This is a genomic window from Pseudomonas sp. ASL3 (assembly GCF_056680425.1).
The window spans coordinates 3,027,822-3,040,475 of record NZ_CM155281.1; the positions used below are offsets into that span (position 1 = coordinate 3,027,822).

The following is a 12,654-nucleotide window of genomic DNA, read 5'->3' on the forward strand; positions in this document are numbered from 1 at the left end:
CGGCGCCCTATTTCCGGAATGTCTCGACGACTTTGACACTCGCTGCCAAGGCACTGGTCAGATCCTTCGCGATCGGTGCGATTGGCGTAGCAGCCAACCCGACCAAGATGGCCATGGGCAGGCTCTTGAACGCCATGTCGTAGATATAGAATCCCGCAACGGACAAGCCGACCGACACAACAACCGACACGGCCTTGGTAGCGTTCCGGTAGATCTGATCGGCGCGCTCATAGGCCTGGTCCAGGGTGGTTGTAAGGATCAGATCAAAGCGGGCCCAGAGGTCACTTTCTGGTGGCGTGAGCGTCGTAGCGGTACCAAGCTTCGCGGCGATCGAAATCAAGTCAGCCTCGCGCTCACTTAGCCCTGTCACCGCAGCAAATTTCTTCGCTGTCGCGCTGCTGAGTCTGAGCTTGATCTGCGCCTTGGCGATCGCCTTCTGTTCGCCAAGTGCGGTACCGTTCAACCAGTTTGATTGCAGTACCCGCTTCAACTCTTTAGATCCCAGCGGGGACTGGCGGTCCTCCGCTGTGTCGTCAAAGAACAGCTTCACCACCTGATCGACTCTTCCAAAGCCGAAATTGGAGACACCTCCCCAAAAGGCTTTGGTGGCGTCTACCAAAGCGAATGACGCCGTGCCTAGTCCCGCGGCGGCGGCTATGCATTGGCTCAGTGAGTCGATCAGCGTCGTTGTAGTATTCGGGTCAGACAATGCCATAGCGTCTCTCCTTAGCCAATCCAGACGAATACCCATCGACTCGAGCGCAACGGAAGAGTCCAGGTAGGTGGATTATTGAGACTAGCCTGAGATGATCAAGCCATCAAACGGCCACATGAATCGCCCCCGGTTTCGCAACCAGTAACGAACGTCCGCATTGGGTCCAGGCTGTGTAAAAACGCATGCCTGCGTTGCTACGTAAAATCCGAGCCGGTTCTCCTCTAATACCCAAGTGCAGATTTCAATCTCGGACGAGCATTTTTTGTAGCCGATACTACCGGCGACTTTTTCAACAGAATCGCCCAAAAGCAGCCGATCAGTCGTAGTGGGAATTTACGCGACACGCCAGCTTTTCGGCATCGGGCAAGACCTAGGATGTCGCGCAAATCATGCCGCCAATATCGGAAACGGCCGAGTGTAAGGCACCGAAAATTGCCGAACTACGTGGACATGACTCACATTACCGGAGGCTCCTAGTGTTCTGTCTCACAAATAAAGATCCTCATGCCTGTGAGGCCATTGCCTGACGGGCTCGCTGTATCTTGTTCAAAATATCTTCCCCCTTGGCGTTCCAGACGTAGCGAGTCGGCTGCGCATTTCGCAGTGCCAGGAACGTGGTGATCGAGCTTTCCAGTTCGCGAACCGAACTGAAACTTCCGTCACGCAGGTACACCGTGATGTCGCGAAAAAAGCGCTCAACCCTGTTCATCCACGAACTGGAGGTCGGGGTGAAATGCATGTGGAAGCGTTTGTGCTTCTCAAGCCACGCCTTCACTTTCGGATGCTTGTGCGTGGCATAGTTGTCGACGATCAAATGCAGCTGCACAGCGCGTTGAAGATGAAACCGTTGTAAAGTTCGGCCAGGTCGACATCGGCCGGCTTCAGATCCGTGCGTGCCACATCGAATCGCAGGCGCCTCAGATTAAAGGCTTATGATCAAGCATGCCTTGGTCCCAGCTCCAACACTCAGTCGTCTGCGTACCCATCGCTTCAATCTTGACTGGATTTTGCTGACAGGTGTCTTTCGCTGCATCAACGCAACCGCTGGAAGTCTGGCAAGAAGAAGCCGGAATGAACTGGCAGATCCAGGAGTCGCCCGTACGCTTCATGGCTGACGCCGTCGGTCATCTCTGCACCATCCACTCATTTCCCGAACAGAAGGTCCTCTACCGTTCGGACAGCAAGGAAGCCCTGTCCGTCGTCTCACAACGCTACCAGGTGCTCCAGCCCCGTGAGGTCCTGGAGTTTTACCGTGATCTGACCGAGCGCTCTGGCTATGAACTGGAAACCGCTGGCGTCCTGAAGGGCGGGCGCAAGCTCTGGGCGCTGGCGCGGACCGGACAGTCAACCGCACTCAAAGGTAATGACGTGGTGAATGGCTATTTGCTGCTGGCCACCTCCTGTGATGGCACGCTGGCCACCACGGCGACCCCGACCACCATTCGCGTGGTCTGCAATAACACCCTGAGTATTGCGGTCAATGGCGCCAGCCAGGCGATCAAGGTCCCGCACAGCACCCGTTTCAATCCACAAGCCGTGAAGCAGCAACTGGGTATCGCCGTATCGCAATGGGACGACTTTATGTACCGCATGCGAATGCTCGCCGAACGCAGAGTGCAAGACCATGAAGCCAAAGATTTTCTGCGGAGCGTGCTGTGCGAAGTCCGGACCGGTGGCCCCGAGCTGACCGGTCTGTCGAATGAGCGGGCCTTAACCAAGGTGCTGAGTCTGTATGACGGCCATGGCCGAGGGGCGGAGCTGGAAGCGGCCAAGGGCACGGCCTGGGGCCTGCTCAACGCGGTCACCGAGTATGTCGACCACGAGCGTCGCGCTCGCAGCAACGAGTACCGCATGGACACCGCATGGTTTGGCCAAGGCGCGGTCATCAAACAACGAGCGCTCAACACCGCCCTGCAATTGGTGGCTTGGAAAGCCCGCCGCATAAAGGGAGGCCTGCGCCTCCCTCATCCATAGGTTTTCTCTCTGTGATTTAACCCTTTCACCGGAGGCTCAACATGACCCCACGCTGCCTGATCTGCGATTCAAAGGCTGTACTGTCCAAGGAGGTTGCTAACACGGCCGTCATGCTCATTGGGACCATTGATAGCTTTCTACTCAGTGTTCGCCAGGCCCATACCCAAGCCCTCGTAGCTGACCCGGAAACCCGACCTGAAAGCCTGCTCGTGCAGTTTTGCTCGACCTGATCGGCGAAAGCGTTTCCAGTGCGACATCGGGCTACACCGCCATGACGGCCTTTGCCAGGGACGTGCAGAAATATCAGTTCGGCCACTATGACTATCTCTGCTTACGCTGTGGTGCCAAGTTCGATCAGAACGCCGATACCTGAAAGCGCCAAATCCCACCAGGGCAATCCTAGGATCAGGCCTTTCTTAGCCGTTCAACTAAGCGCTCAACCAGATCCACGACCAGCTGTCGGTCCCCATGCTCCAACAGCATCAATAACCGACTGATCCGGGTGGCCTGGTCATCCGGGCGCGAACTGGCCTCGGTCTCCAGCCCATCGAGCATTCTTGTCACCGTGGACGTCGCTAACCCAAGCTGCCGCGCTGCCGCAGAAAAGCCTTTGGCGTCCACGGTCTGGACGAACATCTGCAGGGCGAGCAACTTGTCCAATTGAGCCTCCTTGAAAATTGACGGGCTGAAAAATTCTTCGCCCAGCGTAACGCGCTCTGTCTGGCAAACCAAAGGTTCAGTGGTTCGAGTATCAAACCCGACGAGCAAGGCTTTTAACGGTGAACCCTGCGCCCTGACGGCACCAAACGTGCCGCACTGATCGAATCCTTGCAGAATGCCAGCAACGCGACCAGCGACAAGCCACTGCCCGCCAAGGCGACCGCGCTCCAGCCGCCATGCCCATACAACCAGCTGGCACCTGAAGATCCGGCTGCGCCGCCGATGAAGATGCTGGTCATGTACAGCGCGTTCAGTCGCCCCCGGCTGGCGGCGTCCAGTGCGTAAACGGCACGTTGACCAAGGACCATGTTCATCTGAACCGCGAAATCCAGGAGGATGCCAGTGACGGCCAGGCCGATAAGGCTCCAGTCCGGCGCCAGCCAGAGCGTACCGAAGCTGACAATCGCCAGGCTCATCGCCAGCCATGAAGCCGGCCGGGTGTGGCCAGCATCGGCCAGGCGGCCGGCGATTGGCGCCGCCACCGCGCCGATGGCACCGACCAGCGCGAACAGCGCAATCTGACTCTGCGACAGGCCATGACGCCCCACCAGTTCCAACGGCACGGCGGTCCAGAACAGGCTGAACGCGGCGAACATCAGGCCCTGGTACAGCGCCCGCTGACGCAATACCGGCTCACGGCGCAGAAGCTTTTCCAAGGACAGCAGCAATTGGCCGTAGGAAGCACGATGCGTCGGCTCACGACTGGGCAGTGTGAAGGCCACCACGACCGTAATGAACAACATCAACAGCGCCGCGCCCATGAACACCACGCGCCAGCCGAAGTGATCGGCAACCAGGCTGGCCAGTGGGCGGGCCAGCAGAATACCCAACAACAGCCCTCCCATAATCGTGCCGACCACACGCCCTCGGCTTTCTTCAGGGGCCAAATGCGCCGCCAGCGGGATCAACATTTGCACCGACACCGAACTGAAACCGATCAGCGCCGAAACGATGAAAAAGCTACTAGGGTGCTGCACCATCCCCGCGGCGAACAGGCTGATGCTGCTGACCAGTAGGGTCGCGATCATCAAGCGGCGGTTTTCCAGTAGATCGGCCAGGGGTACCAGCAGAAACAGCCCGAGCGCATAACCCAACTGAGTCAGCGAAACGATCAGGCTGGCGGTACCGCCTGACAGGCCGATATCAGGCGCAATCATTTCGATGATCGGTTGTGCGTAGTAAATATTGGCGACAATCGCGCCGCAGCAGAACGCGAACAGCAGCACCAGGCCGCGCGTCAGGTGTACAGGCGCCTGATCTAAAGATGTATTGAAAGCAGTCATGTCATCAACTCCTCGATGCATCAGGGATCAGGCCAGGGTTGGATAGTCAATGTAGCCGGCTGCGTTGCCACCGAAAAAAGTGCTACCGTCGGCCGGATTCAACGCTAAGGCGCCTTGCAGTCGGCGAGGTAAGTCAGGATTGGCGATAAAGGGGCGGCCGAAGGCGATAATGTCGGCCCTACCCTCGGCTAGAGCCTGCTCGGCAGTATTGCGGTCATAGCCACCCGCGAGCATCAGCACGCCGTCATATTCGCTGCGCAGGCGTTTGATGATGGCGTCCCAGCGCGGGTCATGGTTGTCATCCCGCACGGTGCCAACCATCATCGGCTCTACCAGATGCAGGTAGGCCAGATTCGAGTCGTTCAACGCACGGACGAGGTAGCTGAAAGTCTCCTCCGGGGTGTCATCGCCCATGCCCATGAAGCGACCCATCGGCGTCAGGCGAACTGCAACACGCTCAGCGCCCACTTCCTCGATCACTGCCGCAACCACTTCCAGCAACAACCGCCCACGGTTTTCGATGCTGCCACCGTATCGGTCAGTGCGTTCGTTGCTGGCGCTGTTGATGAACTGGTCCAACAGATAACCGTTGCCGGCATGAATTTCCACGCCATCCATGCCGGCTAGCATGGCATTGCGAGCCGCGTGGCGGTAATCGAGCAGAATCGCCTCGATGCCAGCGATATTCAGTGCCTGCGGCACTGGCACATCGCCCCAGCCCCCCTCGCCTTGCTCGTTGATGATAAAGGTCTTGCCCGGTACCGACTGCGCGGTCGGCGCTACCGGCAGGCCACCGTTGGGCTGAAACACCGGATGAGAAACCCGCCCAACGTGCCAGAGCTGCAAAAACATGTGCCCACCTTCGGCATGCACCGCATCGCTGACCGCTTTCCAACCGCGCACCTGCTCCGGCGTGTGTATACCCGGCGTCCAGGCGTAGCCCTGGCCCTGCTGGGATATTTGCGTGGCCTCGCTGACGATCAGCGCCGCACTCGCCCGCTGCCGGTAATACTCGACGTTCATTGGCGTCGGCACGTTGCCCGGCTGGCCGGCACGCGAGCGAGTCAGGGGCGCCATAGCGACGCGATGCTTGAGATGGAGCGGGCCGACGGTGATGGCGCTGAACAGGTGCTGAGTCATGATCGATTACCTTTACATACGTAGGGTAGAAGCTCCGGGCCCAATCGGCCCATGCCCTGCACGGTAGGCGCTGGTGAGCATTGGGAGAATCCACCGGCGGCGCAACGTAGCGTTGCGCCGCGAGCAAAGGTGTGGCCGTTACTCGGAGTTAAACAGCGCCGGCGTCGCACAGGCCCATCGCTGCGTGAGGTCAGCAGCGACGGATGAGCACCGCCAGCTGCGTGTCCCACTGCCTGCAAGGTTTCGCTGTCACAGCAGATAAAGGGCCGAATTATCACCTGCATGGCGTAAAACTGAAGTGAGACTAACTCGTCAGCCTTTGAGCAGGTGCCGAATACGTACAGGCTTTCCAGCGATATGAAAGTGTCGAGCGGCTGATTCGATTTTCAACTCTGCGCGAGTGACTCTATTGTGATGACGTAGATGATCGTGCCAGGACTCGTCAAAAAACAGCTCTATCCACAGTTGCGGATTTTCGGTGTCCTGCATCAATTGCCAGGAAAAAGAACCATTGCGCTGCCGCATTCTGCGCACCTCTTCCATGGCCTCTTTGAAGGCATCGGCATCCGCCGTGTCAATCTCATACTCGACCGTGATCATGACTGGCCCACGTTCACCATCAACGTCGACACTAATCAACGGTTGAGGCCAATGCAGCGAAGGGGCCAGGTCTTCTGCGCTCAGCGCAGGCAGTTTGACCCACCAGCCCAACCCTACTCCCACCACCATGATTACGGCGGCAAAACTCAGAGATATCGAGATCGAAAGCCAGCTGGCGATCAGCCCCCACATCACACCGCCCATGGCCATGCTGCCAAAGAAAGTCAGAATGTAGACCGCCAACGCCCTGGCCCTTACCCACGCAGGTACCGATGTTTGCGCAGATACCTGAAGGCTGGACAATACCGCGATCCAGGCAGCACCACTGATGAGCATCACAGGGATAAGCAGATAGAAATCCTGAATCCATGCCAAAGCCAGCAATACTGCCGCATAGATAAGGCTGGCCGATGCCACCAGCAGATTGACAGCAATATGACGACGAATTCCGGGCAGAAACATTGCGCCCGCGACCGCCCCGATCCCGATGCAACCGAGCAAGATCCCAAATTGCTCAGCGTTGCCCTTCAGCTCATTTCGCACGATCAGTGGAAGCAAGGACATACCGGCGCTTGCGCCCAGAAAGAAAGCCAGGGCGCGCACCAGAACTCGCTGCAGGTGCCGTGAACTACGGGCATAGCGCCAACCCACACGTATAGCGCCAAACAGGCGTTCTGCCGGCAATACGGTCTGTTGTGGCGTACGATGCCACAGGGCGAGCACCGCGATAACACCAAAGAAGGACAGGGCGTTGACGGCAAATGTCGCCCATGGCCCTACCAAGCTGATGATGATGCCAGCGATGGCCGGTCCGAGTGCTCGGGCAACGTTGACTCCCACGCTGCTAAGCGATATCGCGGCGGGCAGATCACTGGCTGGAACCAACTCAGGTGTCAACGCTGACCATGCTGGCATGGTCAGCGCTGTTCCAACTCCCATGGCCAGCGTAAACAGGAGTAAAAGCGTAGCGCTCATCAGGTCCGCAAAGGTGATCACGGCGAGCGCAAGTGCAATGACGGCCATCCCTGCCTGGACAGCCAACAGGTAACGTCGTTTGTCGACGATGTCGGCCAGCGCGCCAGCGGGTAGCGCTAGAAGGAACATCGGAGCGGCACCCGCTACTTGTACCAGAGACACCATAAAAGGACTGGCCGACAAGGAGGTCATCAGCCAGCCAGCACCGACTTCATGCATCCACGTCCCTATGCTGGATGCAATGCTGGCGAGCCACAGACTGCGAAACAATCCATGACGAAGCGGTTGCCAAGCCGAAGTTGTCGGTGTCTGCCCATTAGTCATCGTATTCACCATTCTCTCCCTACAGTTTGCTCAGGAGTGGCCAGCGATGCGACAGACTCGTACCCAATGCCAATTTTCCAGATCCTCCGACAAGAATCGTCGAGAAGATGATCAGCAGCAGCCAGGCGAACTGGCCCTCGGCCAGGCTCCACTCGGGATGAACCCAGATAACCGATACAACCAGCAAAAATAGAACAGGCAGTGTCGCAAGGCGCGTCAGAAGTCCCAATGCGATGAATATCGGACAAAACACTTCCGAGAAAATTGCCAGAGACAAGGTCAACCGAGCCCCCATGCCAAACGGGTCTTCGATCAACGCCAGTTCGTGCTCAAAATTGAAAAGCTTAGGCAATCCGTGCACCAGCAACAGCATCAGTACACCTGTGATTCGTAGCCAACACAGCGCCACATCCGGTGCAGTCGTCGTATTCACATCAGATGTAGACATGCTCCATTGCTTCCTCTCAAGGAGTGCGCCTCATCCCCCATCAGGGAAGAGGCGCAAACAGATCAGTGACCTTCCGATGCGTTAAACATGGTTTTGGCATAAATCAAACCAAGACCATAAGCACCACCGTGAGCGATAGAGGTTTTCACCGTCTCGTTGTAGGTGTCGCCGCGAGCCCAGTCACGCTGCAGTTCCAGGAGGTATTGAAGCGAGGTCATTGGACGCGCACCTGCTTGAATCATACGCTCGATAGCGCGCTCATGAGCCTCATCTGAAACGTCGCCACACGCATCGCAAATGACGTATACCTCAAACCCTTGGTCAAGAGCCGAGATCGCGGGTCCAACAATGCAGACCGAGGTCCAGAGACCGGCAAGAACGATTCTGCTGCGACCGATCTTATTCACGGCGACGGCTATACGCTCGTCCTCCCAGGTATTCATGCTGGTCCGGTCAATCAGCTCCTGGCCGGCGAAGACTGAGGTAATCTCTTCAAACATGGGGCCCGAAAAACTTTTTTCGGCGACGGTGGTAAGAATGGAAGGAACGCCAAACTCCTTCGCTGCTTTCGAGATCAGTGCAGCGTTATTACGGAGTGAGACAGCGTCGATGGATTTAGTCGCAAATGCCATCTGTGACTGAAAGTCGATCAAGATCAGAGCGTGGTTGCTCGGATCAATCAGGCCTTTACCTGGTGCTGCTTTTGCGGTTGCCATAACACTTCTCCGGATACGTTTGAGAGGCGCTATTTTCGGCTTCGTTGGAGCAGAGCAATTGTATGGATGTGCGAATCTGAAAAGTTTGTGCTGAGAAAATTTCTTTCGCCAAGAATCTGGAGGCTTAACCACCTACCAGCATCAGACTCCCGCTTCGACTGCGGGGCGCTGCTGTATTTAAAGCCCGTCCTCGGTCCGATCCAGCCGTTCACCCAAGAATTCGATCAGCGCCTGCACCGGTCGCGAGCCCTGACGATGCTGCGGATAGACCGCCGATAACGTCAACGGCTCAGCGTGGAAGTCGTCCAGCACCGACACCAGCCGCCCGTCCTTCAAGGCCGAACCGACAATGAAGGTCGGCAAATAAGTAATGCCCATGCCGGCGATGGCCGCGTCCTTGAGCAATTCACCGTTGTTGACCCGCATCCTTCCGGTGACGTTCTCGGTCAATGGTTTGCCCTGCCCTTCGAAACGCCATTGCACCTGACGACCGTGGCCGTAAGGCAGACAGTCATGACTGTGCAAGTCTTCAGGGTTGACCGGCGTACCGCGCTCGGCCAGGTAGGCCGGGCTGGCGCAGTACACCCGCTGGATGGAGGCGAGGCGTCGGGCGATCAGCGTCGAGTCTTCCAGCACGCCGATGCGCAATGCCAGGTCGTAGCCCTCATTGAGCAAGTCCACCGGACGATCACTCAAGTCCACTTCCACCGTGACGTCGCGATAGCGCTGCAAAAACACCGGCAGCAGACAACCCAAGTGCGCCACCGCGAACGACAGCGGCGCGCTCAAGCGAATGGTGCCGCGAGGCTCGCTGGTCTGGCCGGCGATGCCCTGCTCCACTTGCTCGACTTCGCTGAGCAGGCGCAAGGCCGACTCGTAATAACTCTGCCCCAGGGGCGTGACGTCCAGCCGCCGGGTCGAGCGATTGAGCAGCCGCACACCGAGGCGCTCTTCCAGTTGCATCAAGCGTCGGCTGACGAATTGCTTGGACAGCCCCAACTGATCGGCCGCCGCGGTGAAACTGCCGGAGTCCATGACCTGGCAAAAAATACGCATATCTTCAAACGGGTTCATTGTCACGACCTGGTTGACAGTCAAACACTTTATAGCCGCTTTTTCCCTTTTCGGCACCCTATTAATCTGTGTTCACGGTGCTGCCAAGCCTTGATTCAAGGGGCCGGGCACGCTACTCGACTCTTAGTACCCAACTTCCAACGACTAAAAAAGGACTTACCCATGAACATCGTCCAGAAAACGCTGACCACCAGCCTCCTTGCCCTCTCCTTCGGCAGCGCGTTTGCGGCTGGCAGTAAGGGTGTCGAACACAACACCCAGGCCTTCCTCGAAGCCCTCGCGGCAGGCGGCGGCAAACCGCTGGAACAACTGAGCCCCAAGGATGCCCGTGCAGTACTGACCGGTGCGCAATCGTCGGTGGAGGTGGATCTGTCGGGGGTGGAAGTCACTGAGCGCTCGATCAAAGTTGGCGAGCAGAACGTCATGCTGAAGATCGTACGTCCCGCCAAGGTCAAAGGTGAGCTGCCGGTGTTCATGTTTTTCCACGGTGGCGGCTGGGTTTTGGGTGATTACCCGACTCACCAACGACTGATCCATGACCTGGTGGTCGGCTCCGGCACAGTGGCGGTGTATGTCGATTACACCCCGTCGCCGGAAACACACTACCCCACCGCAATCAACCAGGCCTACGCCGCTACCCGCTGGGTCGCCGAGCATGGCAAGGACATCGGCGTCGATGGCAAACGTCTGGCGGTAGCCGGCAACAGCGTCGGCGGCAACATGGCTGCAGTGGTGGCCTTGATGGCCAAGGAACAGAAAACCCCGGCGCTGCGCTTTCAGTTGCTGATGTGGCCGGTGACCAACGCACAGTTTGACACCCCGTCCTATCAGCAATTTGCCGAAGGCCACTTCCTGACCAAGGGCATGATGAACTGGTTCTGGGACAGCTACACAACCGACGCCGGCCAGCGAGCGCAGATCCATGCCTCACCGTTGCAGGCCAGCACCGAACAACTTCGCGGCTTGCCCGCCGCCCTGGTGCAGACCGCCGAGTTCGACGTGCTGCGTGACGAAGGCGAAGCCTATGCCCGCCACCTGGACGCCGCCGGTGTGCCAGTCACCGCCGTGCGCTACAACGGCATGATTCACGATTTCGGCCTGCTCAACCCTCTGAGCCAGATCCCCGAAGTGAAGGCTGCGGTTCGTCAGGCCGCCGCGGAACTCAAGACTCACTTGAACTAAGTCCCGCAAAGAAGCCTGCCCTCTGGCAGGCTTTTTCCTGTCTGCCGTCCCTTTTTCGCCCAGAGTTCTTCATGCCCATTGTCTACGGTCATCCCTTGTCGTGGAGTGCCCTGCTGCTGGTGATCGATGCGCTGATCTGGCATCTTGCGCCGTTCAAGCACCGCGTCACCCGGGTCGGGTTGCGCCTGGGTCTATTCCTGATCTTCAGTGCGATCATCATCAATGCCGGCGTCAGCCCGTTGCAGGCTCCGGTGTTTGCCGACGACCGCGTTGCGCAACTGGGGGCAACTGCCCTGGGGATTCTCTGGTGGCTGTATGCCGCGCGGGTGCTCACCGAAGTCATCGGTCTGGTGCTGATGCGACGCATTGGCCACAGTGGCCGGTTGCTGCAGGATGTCATCGGCGCGCTGGTGTTTTTGATCGCGATCGTCGCCGCGGCCGGCTATGTGCTGGAGCTGCCAGTCAAAGGCCTGCTGGCGACCTCCGGGGTCGTGGCGATCGTCGTCGGTCTGGCGTTGCAGAGCACTTTGAGCGACGTGTTTTCCGGCATCGTGCTCAACACCACCAAACCCTATCAGGTGGATGACTGGATCATGATCGACGGCACCGAAGGCAAGGTGCTGGACATCGACTGGCGTGCCACCCACCTGCTCACCAGCGCCGGCAGTACCGCGGTGGTACCGAACTCGGTGGCGGCCAAGGCGAAGATCGTCAACCTGAGTCGGCCGAGCAACATGCACGGAGTATCCATCAGCATTCAGGTGCCCAACCACATCCGCCCGCGTCGGGTGCTGGACGCACTGGATCGCACCTTGCAAGGCAGCAGCAGCCTGCTGCTTTCCCCGGCGCCTAAAGCGCTGCTCAAGGAGGCCGGTGAAACCATGTCCGAATACGTGGCCAGCGGTTTTATCGCCGAGCTGGGCAAAAAAAGTGAAGTGCGCAATCAACTGTTCGACCTGGCCCATCGGCACCTGGAAGCGGCGGGTATTTCCCGGCAACTGGATGGTGTGATTGAACCCACGACCCGAGCGCGAGCGTTGCTGGACGAGGTGAAAATCTTCCGTTCCTTGGGCGAGGACGAGCGCGATCAGCTGGCTCAGGCTATGACCCCGCAGCAATACGCGGCGGGCCAAGTGGTGCTGGCATTGGGTGAGGTGCCTGACAGTCTGTTCGTGATCGCCACCGGGGTGATCAGCGCCACAGTGCCCGACGACACCGGGCAAATTGAAGCGGGTCGCATGGGACCGAGCGAAGTCATGGGCGAACAGAGCATCCTCACCGACACACCGTCCCAGGCCACTTTCACCACACTGACCTCCTGCATCATTTACCGCATCGACAAGTCCCTGACACGTAGCTGCATGGAACAACGCAGCGAAGTCGGCCAGGCATTGAACAAGCTGCAAGCGGTTCGGCAACAGAACAGTCGACTGGCGTTGATGGCCAAACCGGCGCCGATCAAAAAAGGAGGTTTGCTTGGGTGGTTGCAGAAGCGTTGAGCAA

At 58.4% G+C, this 12,654-nt stretch carries 11 protein-coding genes and 2 pseudogenes; 4 read left to right on the top strand and 9 right to left on the bottom strand.

Annotated elements, in window-relative coordinates; translation table 11 throughout:
* Nucleotides 1–7 precede the first annotated feature (7 nt).
* Complete coding sequence (locus tag AC1MEE_RS13875) at nt 8–715, bottom strand: hypothetical protein (RefSeq protein WP_480415891.1); 708 nt, start codon at nt 713–715, stop codon at nt 8–10.
* A gap of 502 nt (nt 716–1,217) precedes the next feature.
* Nucleotides 1,218–1,547: pseudogene (locus AC1MEE_RS13880) on the bottom strand (transposase); the annotation flags it as partial.
* A 185-nt stretch (nt 1,548–1,732) separates the two neighbouring features.
* Between AC1MEE_RS13880 and AC1MEE_RS13885 the strand changes: the two are divergent.
* Nucleotides 1,733–2,689: a DUF932 domain-containing protein gene (locus tag AC1MEE_RS13885; protein ID WP_480415892.1), complete on the top strand. Its 957-nt coding sequence runs from the start codon at nt 1,733–1,735 to the stop codon at nt 2,687–2,689.
* Between the two features lie 217 nt (nt 2,690–2,906).
* Nucleotides 2,907–3,062 (top strand): hypothetical protein, encoded by a 156-nt coding sequence (locus tag AC1MEE_RS13890; protein ID WP_480415893.1) that lies wholly within the window; start codon nt 2,907–2,909, stop codon nt 3,060–3,062.
* Nucleotides 3,063–3,187: 125 nt separating this feature from the next.
* Here AC1MEE_RS13890 and AC1MEE_RS13895 read toward each other — a convergent pair.
* The 7 genes and pseudogenes from AC1MEE_RS13895 to AC1MEE_RS13925 form a co-directional block, all read right to left on the bottom strand.
* A pseudogene (locus AC1MEE_RS13895) lies at nt 3,188–3,349 on the bottom strand (helix-turn-helix domain-containing protein); the annotation flags it as partial.
* Nucleotides 3,350–3,462: 113 nt separating this feature from the next.
* Entirely contained in the window at nt 3,463–4,692 is a 1,230-nt protein-coding gene (locus AC1MEE_RS13900) for an MFS transporter (protein WP_480415894.1), read from the bottom strand.
* A 27-nt stretch (nt 4,693–4,719) separates the two neighbouring features.
* Nucleotides 4,720–5,832 (bottom strand): alkene reductase, encoded by a 1,113-nt coding sequence (locus AC1MEE_RS13905; protein ID WP_480415895.1) that lies wholly within the window; start codon nt 5,830–5,832, stop codon nt 4,720–4,722.
* A gap of 312 nt (nt 5,833–6,144) precedes the next feature.
* Complete coding sequence (locus tag AC1MEE_RS13910; RefSeq protein WP_480415896.1) at nt 6,145–7,743, bottom strand: MFS transporter; 1,599 nt, start codon at nt 7,741–7,743, stop codon at nt 6,145–6,147.
* A 7-nt stretch (nt 7,744–7,750) separates the two neighbouring features.
* Nucleotides 7,751–8,179, bottom strand: coding sequence for a DoxX family protein (locus tag AC1MEE_RS13915; protein WP_480415897.1), 429 nt, complete (start codon nt 8,177–8,179; stop codon nt 7,751–7,753).
* A gap of 62 nt (nt 8,180–8,241) precedes the next feature.
* The gene (locus AC1MEE_RS13920; protein WP_480415898.1) at nt 8,242–8,895 is read right to left on the bottom strand and encodes a hydrolase; all 654 of its coding nucleotides are present in this window, start codon (nt 8,893–8,895) and stop codon (nt 8,242–8,244) included.
* A gap of 177 nt (nt 8,896–9,072) precedes the next feature.
* Nucleotides 9,073–9,969, bottom strand: a complete 897-nt coding sequence (locus AC1MEE_RS13925; protein WP_480415899.1) for a LysR family transcriptional regulator — start codon at nt 9,967–9,969, stop codon at nt 9,073–9,075.
* 162 nt (nt 9,970–10,131) lie between these two features.
* Here AC1MEE_RS13925 and AC1MEE_RS13930 point away from each other — a divergent pair, with 162 nt between their 5' ends.
* Together AC1MEE_RS13930 and AC1MEE_RS13935 are read left to right on the top strand one after the other, a co-directional pair.
* Nucleotides 10,132–11,151 (top strand): alpha/beta hydrolase, encoded by a 1,020-nt coding sequence (locus AC1MEE_RS13930; RefSeq protein ID WP_480415900.1) that lies wholly within the window; start codon nt 10,132–10,134, stop codon nt 11,149–11,151.
* 71 nt (nt 11,152–11,222) lie between these two features.
* Complete coding sequence (locus tag AC1MEE_RS13935) at nt 11,223–12,650, top strand: mechanosensitive ion channel domain-containing protein (protein ID WP_480415901.1); 1,428 nt, start codon at nt 11,223–11,225, stop codon at nt 12,648–12,650.
* The last annotated feature ends 4 nt before the right edge of the window (nt 12,651–12,654 follow it).

Bases quoted from the DNA above. Each gene is read 5' to 3' on its own strand.
- AC1MEE_RS13875 (WP_480415891.1), bottom strand. From the start codon at position 715: ATGGCATTGTCTGACCCGAATACTACAACGACGCTGATCGACTCACTG.
- AC1MEE_RS13900 (WP_480415894.1), bottom strand. From the start codon at position 4,692: ATGACTGCTTTCAATACATCTTTAGATCAGGCGCCTGTACACCTGACG.
- AC1MEE_RS13905 (WP_480415895.1), bottom strand. From the start codon at position 5,832: ATGACTCAGCACCTGTTCAGCGCCATCACCGTCGGCCCGCTCCATCTC.
- AC1MEE_RS13910 (WP_480415896.1), bottom strand. From the start codon at position 7,743: ATGGTGAATACGATGACTAATGGGCAGACACCGACAACTTCGGCTTGG.
- AC1MEE_RS13915 (WP_480415897.1), bottom strand. From the start codon at position 8,179: ATGTCTACATCTGATGTGAATACGACGACTGCACCGGATGTGGCGCTG.
- AC1MEE_RS13920 (WP_480415898.1), bottom strand. From the start codon at position 8,895: ATGGCAACCGCAAAAGCAGCACCAGGTAAAGGCCTGATTGATCCGAGC.
- AC1MEE_RS13925 (WP_480415899.1), bottom strand. From the start codon at position 9,969: ATGAACCCGTTTGAAGATATGCGTATTTTTTGCCAGGTCATGGACTCC.
- AC1MEE_RS13930 (WP_480415900.1), top strand. From the start codon at position 10,132: ATGAACATCGTCCAGAAAACGCTGACCACCAGCCTCCTTGCCCTCTCC.
- AC1MEE_RS13935 (WP_480415901.1), top strand. From the start codon at position 11,223: ATGCCCATTGTCTACGGTCATCCCTTGTCGTGGAGTGCCCTGCTGCTG.